This is a genomic window from Mesorhizobium tamadayense, assembly GCF_003863365.1.
Taxonomy (GTDB): Bacteria; Pseudomonadota; Alphaproteobacteria; order Rhizobiales; family Rhizobiaceae; genus Mesorhizobium; species Mesorhizobium tamadayense.
Map to the genome: position 1 here is coordinate 24,304 of NZ_RQXT01000067.1, position 6,648 is coordinate 30,951.

The following is a 6,648-nucleotide window of genomic DNA, read 5'->3' on the forward strand; positions in this document are numbered from 1 at the left end:
TCACTTAAAAGCGGTACACGGCGCCGGACTGGGCCGGCAGCCGAGGAAATGTCGTCGCGGTGTTCACCATGGATTGCCGGACCCGTCAACAGTGGCGATCCGGCGTTGGCGCTGAAACCATAGACAGGATATGGGCATGACGAGTGCCGCCGAACAGCTTCACGCGGTCAAGGCGAGGATCGCAAACGCCGAGCGCGAGGCAAGGCGCGAGCCCGGCGCCGTCACGCTGGTCGCGGTGTCCAAAACCTTTTCGGCGGACGAGATCCGGCCCGTTCTGGAAGCCGGCCAGCGCGTTTTCGGCGAGAACCGCGTCCAGGAAGCCCAAGGTAAATGGCCGGCGCTGAGGGAGGCGTTTCCCGACATCGAATTGCATCTGATCGGCCCTCTGCAATCCAACAAGGCCAAGGAAGCGGTGGCGTTTTTCGACGTCATCGAGACGGTCGACCGCGAGAAGATCGCCGCCGAGCTTGCCAAGGAGATCGCCAGGCAAGGCCGTTCGCCAAAACTCTATGTCCAGGTCAACACCGGCTCCGAGCCGCAGAAGGCCGGTATCGAGCCGCGCGAGGCGGTCGCCTTCGTCAAGCGTTGCCGCGAGGTGCACGGCCTCGCCATCGAAGGCCTTATGTGCATTCCGCCGGCCGACGAGAATCCCGGCCCGCATTTCGCGCTTCTGGAAAAGATCGCCCGCGAGGCCGGCGTCGAAAAACTCTCGATGGGCATGTCCGGCGATTACGAGACCGCGATCGCCTTCGGCGCGACCGGCGTCAGGGTCGGCTCGGCTGTCTTCGGCGAGAGGCCCAAGCCGGCCGCGTCATAGCACCGCATTGCGATATCGGGACCGTTCCCTACCTGCGGCAAAGAAGCTGAAGCGACCGTCATGGCCGTTCCCTCGCAATGTCGATGGCCGTTCCCTCGCAATGTCGAAGGAGGGCATCATGAATCGGGACCACGTTCCCCACAGCCGCTCCCATAACCGCTACGTCTTCGACAGGCTGCACCCGCATGTCTATCTGGCGATGGCCGCGCTTGCGGCGTGGTATGCCCTTTCCGCCTGGGCGGGCTTCGGCGGCGGCAGCTATGCCGATTATCTTCTTGTCGTCATGACCGGCTTCCTCGTCATCTCGGTGGGCTTGCCGGCGATCGCCGGACATGTCTGGCATCGGCATCACCTCCACAGCCGCACGACCGCCGGCGATTTCGAGGATTGGCTCGCCGGCGAATTCGATATCGGGCAAGGCAACCGCATGACCGCCAGGACAGCGCTCGTCGAGATCCTGCTGCCGCTCGCCGCCGTCGCCTTCGGCATGACGGCCTTCGCGATCCTGGCGCGGCTGGTCGGGTAAATTGAGCTGGCCTCTGAGCATCGCGACAAGCACGCAACATTGATGGTCAGGCCGGTCTGGCGTATATCTAGCCAAGCTAGCTAGGAAGATTCCCATGAACTGGCATCTGCAGGACGCAAAGAACAATCTCTCGAAGCTGGTTCAGCAGGCTCGTGAAAAGGGACCGCAGACCATCACCCTACGCGGCAAGCCCGCGGCAGTCGTGCTGGCTGCCGAGGACTATGATCGCTTATCCGGCAAGACGAAGACCCTTGCCGAGTATCTTTTGACAGGCCCAGTCTGGGATGATTCGTTCGCCGAAGAGGTAAACCGCCGCCCGGACACTATGCTTCGTGACATCGATCTCTGATGTATCTGCTCGACACAAACGTCGTTTCGGATGTGGAACGACGGCTGCCGAAGCCGACGGCATGGTTGGCATCGGTCGACCCGGCCTCCGTTAACCTCAGCGTTATCACCCTCGGCGAGATCGAACGGGGGATCGTCGAATTGCGCAAGGTCGATTCCGGAAAGGCAACGCGCCTCGACCTATGGCTGCGGGAACTGCGACGAGACAATGCCGACCGCATCCTTGCGATCACCGAGGAGGTCGCGCTGGTTTGGGGCCGAATCACTGCGGGCCGCACGCGAGGGAGCGCAGATACGCTTATTGCTGCGACCGCCCTCGTCCACGACCTTATCCTGGTCACGCGAAACGTCGCCGACTTCGAAGGCACCGGCGTTACCGTTCTCAACCCTTGGGAAATCTGATCCGGCGGTATCGCCTGTGTCGCTTCCGAGAATCCCGTTTCGGCTGGGCGACCATAACGCCAGTTTGTTCTCGCGACTGCTCCAGCATTTGAAACGGAACGTACCGTTCCTATTTGCCACCACCAACTCGGCAACACCGGCATGTTCGTCTCCGAACTCTGCCTCGGCACCATGACCTTCGGCGCCGCCGCCGAGAACGCCCAATGGGGCCTCATCGCCAGCCTCGACCAGAAAGGCGTGAACGAGATCGTCGGCCGCTCGATCGCCGCCGGCGTCAATTTCTTCGACACCGCGGACGTCTCCTCCTTCGGCCAGTCGGAGCGGCTGCTCGGCCAGTCGCTCAAGGACCTGGGCGTCAAGCGCTCTGACGTGGTCATCGCCACCAAGGTGCACGGCGCTATGGGCGAAGGTCCCAACCAGCGCGGCTCCTCGCGCGGCCATATCATGGATTCGATCGACGGCAGCCTGGAGCGGCTGCAGCTCGACCATATCGACCTCTACCAATTGCACGGCACCGACACGGTGACGCCGATCGACGAGACGCTGCGGGCACTCGACGACCTCGTTTCCAGCGGCAAGGTCCGCTATGTCGGCGTTTCCAATTGGCAAGCCTGGCGCATCGCCAAGGCGCTCGGCATCGCCGAGGGCAAGGACTACGCCCGCTTCGAGACGGTGCAGTCCTACTACTCGATCGCCGGCCGCGATCTCGAGCGCGAGATCGTGCCGCTGCTCAACGAGGAAAAGCTTGGTCTCATGGTGTGGTCGCCGATGGCCGGCGGGCTGCTTTCCGGCAAATACGGCCCGGGCGCGCCGGGCAATGGCGAGGGCCGCCGCGCCAGCTTCAACTTCCCGCCGGTCGACGAGGACCGCGCCTGGGCGGCGGTCGCCGTCATGCGCGAGATCGCAAGGAAGCATGATGTCAGCGTCGCCACGGTGGCGCTGGGCTATGTGCTGGCCAAGCCCTTCGTGATGAGCGTCATCATCGGCGCCGGCCGCATGGACCAGCTCGAGCAGAACCTCGCCGCGACGGCCGTGAAGCTCGACGCCGACGATCTCGCCAGGCTCGACGAGTTCAGCGCGCTGCCTTCCGAATATCCCGGCTGGATGCTGGAGCGGCAAGGCGCCGGCCGGCACCCAGCGCCTTTCGTGCCCAAGGCCTAGTCTTCACCCATATTGGCTGAGCAGCCGCGCGTCCTTCGGGCGCGCGGCATTTTTCGCGTCCACGTCAGAGTCGCACCGTCTCGACCAGGAAATCCAGAAAAGCACGCACCCTGGCCGGCAGGTGCTTGCCCTGCCCGACATAGACGGCGTGCGTCGGTTCCTCATCGCCGGGATTGAACTCTTCCAGCAGCGGCACAAGCCGGCCTGCCGCTATGTCTGGCTCGACATGCCAGCGCGCCAGCCGCGCGATCCCCGCTCCGGCGACCGCCATCAACCGCATCGCCTCGCCGTCGCTGACCAGCGCATTTCCCTCGATCGGCACGATGACGGGCTGGCCGGCAGTGTCGAGGAAAGGCCAACCGTCGATATGCCTGGCAAAGCAGAAGCCCATCCGGTTGTGGCGGTCGAGATCGGCCGATGTCCGCGGCGTGCCATGCGCCGCGAGATAGGCCGGCGCCGCCACGACCACCACCGGGCTTTGTCCGAGCTTGCGCGCCACCAGCCGCGATTCGCTGAGCGGCCCGGCGCGGATGGCGACATCGGCACGCTCCTCCATCAGGTCGATGACATGGTCGGTCAGCACCACGTCGACCGAAATCTCGGGATAGCGTAAGAGGAAACGCGACAGAAGCGGGATCAGCCGGTGTTGCCCGAACGGCACATAGCTGTTGACGCGCAGGCGGCCGCGCGGCGCCGCGCCCGCCGCCGCATCGCGCTCGGCCGCCGCCATATCGGCCAGGATGCGCACGCCGCTGTCGTAGAAGGCGGCGCCTTCCGGGGTGAGCAGCAAGCGGCGCGTCGAACGACTGACAAGGCGGGCACCAAGCCGTGCCTCCATCCGCGCGATCAGCTTGCTGACTGCCGACGGCGTCATGCGCAGCGCCCGCGCCGCGGCAGAAAAACTGCCCGCCTCGACGACGCGGACGAACACCTCGATCTCGCCGGAGCGGTTGATGTCGGGTCTCGCCATTCGTGAATCTATTTCACAGAAAATATGCCTGGTGCAAGGCTGGTTCACAGCTTGGCGGATCACGATCTTCCGGTCCGGGGCGCGGGACTGGGCGTCCTTCCACGACCAACCGGACCATCGCCATGCCACTTGCTCTCTACGCCCTCGCCGCCGGTGCCTTCGGCATCGGCGTCACCGAATTCGTCATCATGGGCCTGCTGCTCGATGTCAGCGCCGATCTCGGCGTCTCCATTTCGGCCGCCGGCCAGCTGATTTCCGGCTATGCGCTGGGCGTCGTCGTCGGCGCGCCGCTGCTGACGATTGCCACCGGCCGCTGGCCGCGCAAGACCGTGCTTCTGGCGCTGATGGCGATCTTCACAGCCGGCAATCTCGCCTGCGCGCTGGCGCCGGATTACTGGACGCTGATGGGCGCCCGCGTGCTCACCGCCTTCGCCCACGGCACCTTCTTCGGCGTCGGCTCGGTCGTAGCGACCGGGCTGGTGGCGCCCAACAGGAAGGCCTCGGCGATCGCGCTGATGTTCACCGGCCTGACCATTGCCAACATCCTCGGCGTTCCCTTCGGCACCTGGCTCGGCCAGGCCTTCGGCTGGCGGGCGACCTTCTGGGCGGTGACGCTGGTTGGAGTCGTCGCCTTCACTGTCATCTTTTTCCTGGTGCCGCGCGCCAAGGCGGCGCCCGAAAAAAGTGACCTCCGCACCGATCTCGCCGTCCTCGGCCGCCCGCCCGTCCTGCTCGGCTTTGCCACCACCGTGCTCGGCTATGCCGGTGTCTTCGCCGTCTTCACCTATATCGCTCCCATCCTGACCAGGATCAGCAGCTTTCCTGAAGCGGCGGTGTCGCCGATCCTGCTCGTCTTCGGCGGCGGCCTCATCGTCGGCAATCTCATCGGCGGCAAGGCCGCCGACCGCTGGCTGGTTCCGTCCGTGCTCGGCAGCCTCGTCGTGCTGGCGCTGGTGCTGGGCGCGATGACCTTCGCCCTGCGCGGCCAGGTGGGGGCCGTCGTCTCCATCGGCCTGCTTGGCGCCGCTGCCTTCGCCACCGTCGCGCCGCTGCAGATGTGGGTGCTGGAGAAGGCCGAGGGCGCCGGCCAGAGCCTCGCCTCGTCCTTCAACATCGCCGCCTTCAACCTCGGCAATGCCGCCGGCGCCTGGCTGGGCGGCGTCGTCATCGCCCATGGACCCGGCCTCGGCGCCGTTGCGTGGATCGCCGCCCTGCTGCCGCTCTCCGCGCTCGCCGTGGCCGCGCTGGCGCTTCGCCTTGATCGCGGCCCGGCGCTCGGCCAGCCGGTATCCGCACGTTCGTAGCGAGCTCGACGAACCAGATCCTTTCGACATCACAGGAGAAAATCATGGAATATCGACGTCTTGGCGCCTCTGGCCTCAAAGTGCCGGCGCTTTCCTTCGGCGCCGGAACCTTCGGCGGCTCCGGGCCGCTGTTCGGCGCCTGGGGCAACAGCGACGCAAGCGAAGCGCGTCGGCTGCTCGACATCTGCCTGGAAGCCGGCGTCAATCTCTTCGACACGGCCGACGTCTATTCGAACGGCGCGTCGGAGGAGGTGCTTGGCCAGGCGATCAAGGGTCGCCGCGACGCGGTGCTGATCTCGACCAAGACCTCGCTGCCGATGGGCGACGGACCCGCCGATTATGGCTCCTCGCGCTCACGGTTGATCCTGTCTGTCGACGCGGCGCTGAAGCGCCTCGGCACCGACTATATCGACCTCTTGCAGCTCCATGCCTTCGACGCCGGCACGCCTATCGAGGAGGTTCTGTCGACGCTGGACGACCTCGTGCGCTCGGGCAAGCTGCGCTACGTCGGCGTCTCCAACTTCTCCGGCTGGCAGGTGATGAAATCGCTCGGCTTGGCCGACAAGCGTGGCTACCCGCGCTATGTCGCGCATCAGGTCTACTACTCGCTGGTCGGTCGCGACTATGAATGGGAACTGATGCCGCTCGGCCTCGACCAGGGCGTCGGCGCCCTGGTGTGGAGCCCGCTCGGCTGGGGCCGGCTGACAGGCAAGATCCACCGCGGCCAACCGCCGCCGCAAAACAGCCGGCTGCACGACACCGCGAGCTTCGGCCCGCCGGTCGAGGACGAGCATCTCTATCATGTGGTCGACGCGCTCGAGGCCGTTGCCGCCGAAACCGGCAAGACCGTGCCGCAGGTCGCCATCAACTGGCTCTTGCAGCGGCCGACCGTGTCGTCCGTGATCATCGGCGCGCGCAACGAGGAGCAGCTGCGTCAGAACCTCGGCGCCGTCGGCTGGAGACTGACGCCGCAGCAGATGAAGGCGCTCGATGAGGCGAGCGCAGTGACCGCGCCGTATCCTTACTTTCCCTATCGGCGTCAGGAGGGCTTCGCCCGGCTGAACCCGCCGACGGTTTGAGCGTGCCGGCGCTGAAGCTGCCAATCTCCCCCCCTTGCGGG

8 protein-coding genes are annotated in these 6,648 nt (G+C 65.7%); 7 read left to right on the forward strand and 1 reads right to left on the reverse strand.

The window, feature by feature from the left end; translation table 11 throughout:
- Nucleotides 1-136 precede the first annotated feature (136 nt).
- The 5 genes from EH240_RS32795 to EH240_RS32815 all read left to right on the forward strand — a co-directional run bounded on the left by EH240_RS32795 (nt 137) and on the right by EH240_RS32815 (nt 3,254).
- Nucleotides 137-817, forward strand: a complete 681-nt coding sequence (locus tag EH240_RS32795; protein WP_125006328.1) for a YggS family pyridoxal phosphate-dependent enzyme — start codon at nt 137-139, stop codon at nt 815-817.
- Nucleotides 818-935: 118 nt separating this feature from the next.
- Nucleotides 936-1,343: a hypothetical protein gene (locus tag EH240_RS32800; protein WP_125006330.1), complete on the forward strand. Its 408-nt coding sequence runs from the start codon at nt 936-938 to the stop codon at nt 1,341-1,343.
- 94 nt (nt 1,344-1,437) lie between these two features.
- Complete coding sequence (locus tag EH240_RS32805; RefSeq protein WP_125006332.1) at nt 1,438-1,692, forward strand: type II toxin-antitoxin system Phd/YefM family antitoxin; 255 nt, start codon at nt 1,438-1,440, stop codon at nt 1,690-1,692.
- Nucleotides 1,692-2,093, forward strand: coding sequence for a type II toxin-antitoxin system VapC family toxin (locus tag EH240_RS32810; protein WP_125006334.1), 402 nt, complete (start codon nt 1,692-1,694; stop codon nt 2,091-2,093). Before EH240_RS32805 ends, EH240_RS32810 begins: the two co-directional genes overlap by 1 nt.
- Before the next feature lie 111 nt (nt 2,094-2,204).
- Entirely contained in the window at nt 2,205-3,254 is a 1,050-nt protein-coding gene (locus tag EH240_RS32815; RefSeq protein WP_125006336.1) for an aldo/keto reductase, read from the forward strand.
- Between the two features lie 64 nt (nt 3,255-3,318).
- Here EH240_RS32815 and EH240_RS32820 read toward each other — a convergent pair whose 3' ends face one another.
- The gene (locus EH240_RS32820; protein ID WP_125006338.1) at nt 3,319-4,224 is read right to left on the reverse strand and encodes a LysR family transcriptional regulator; all 906 of its coding nucleotides are present in this window, start codon (nt 4,222-4,224) and stop codon (nt 3,319-3,321) included.
- A gap of 122 nt (nt 4,225-4,346) precedes the next feature.
- On the opposite strand from EH240_RS32820, the gene EH240_RS32825 reads away from it, so the two are divergent.
- Nucleotides 4,347-5,528: an MFS transporter gene (locus EH240_RS32825; RefSeq protein ID WP_125006340.1), complete on the forward strand. Its 1,182-nt coding sequence runs from the start codon at nt 4,347-4,349 to the stop codon at nt 5,526-5,528.
- A gap of 44 nt (nt 5,529-5,572) precedes the next feature.
- Nucleotides 5,573-6,607, forward strand: a complete 1,035-nt coding sequence (locus EH240_RS32830; RefSeq protein ID WP_125006342.1) for an aldo/keto reductase — start codon at nt 5,573-5,575, stop codon at nt 6,605-6,607.
- Nucleotides 6,608-6,648 lie beyond the last annotated feature (41 nt).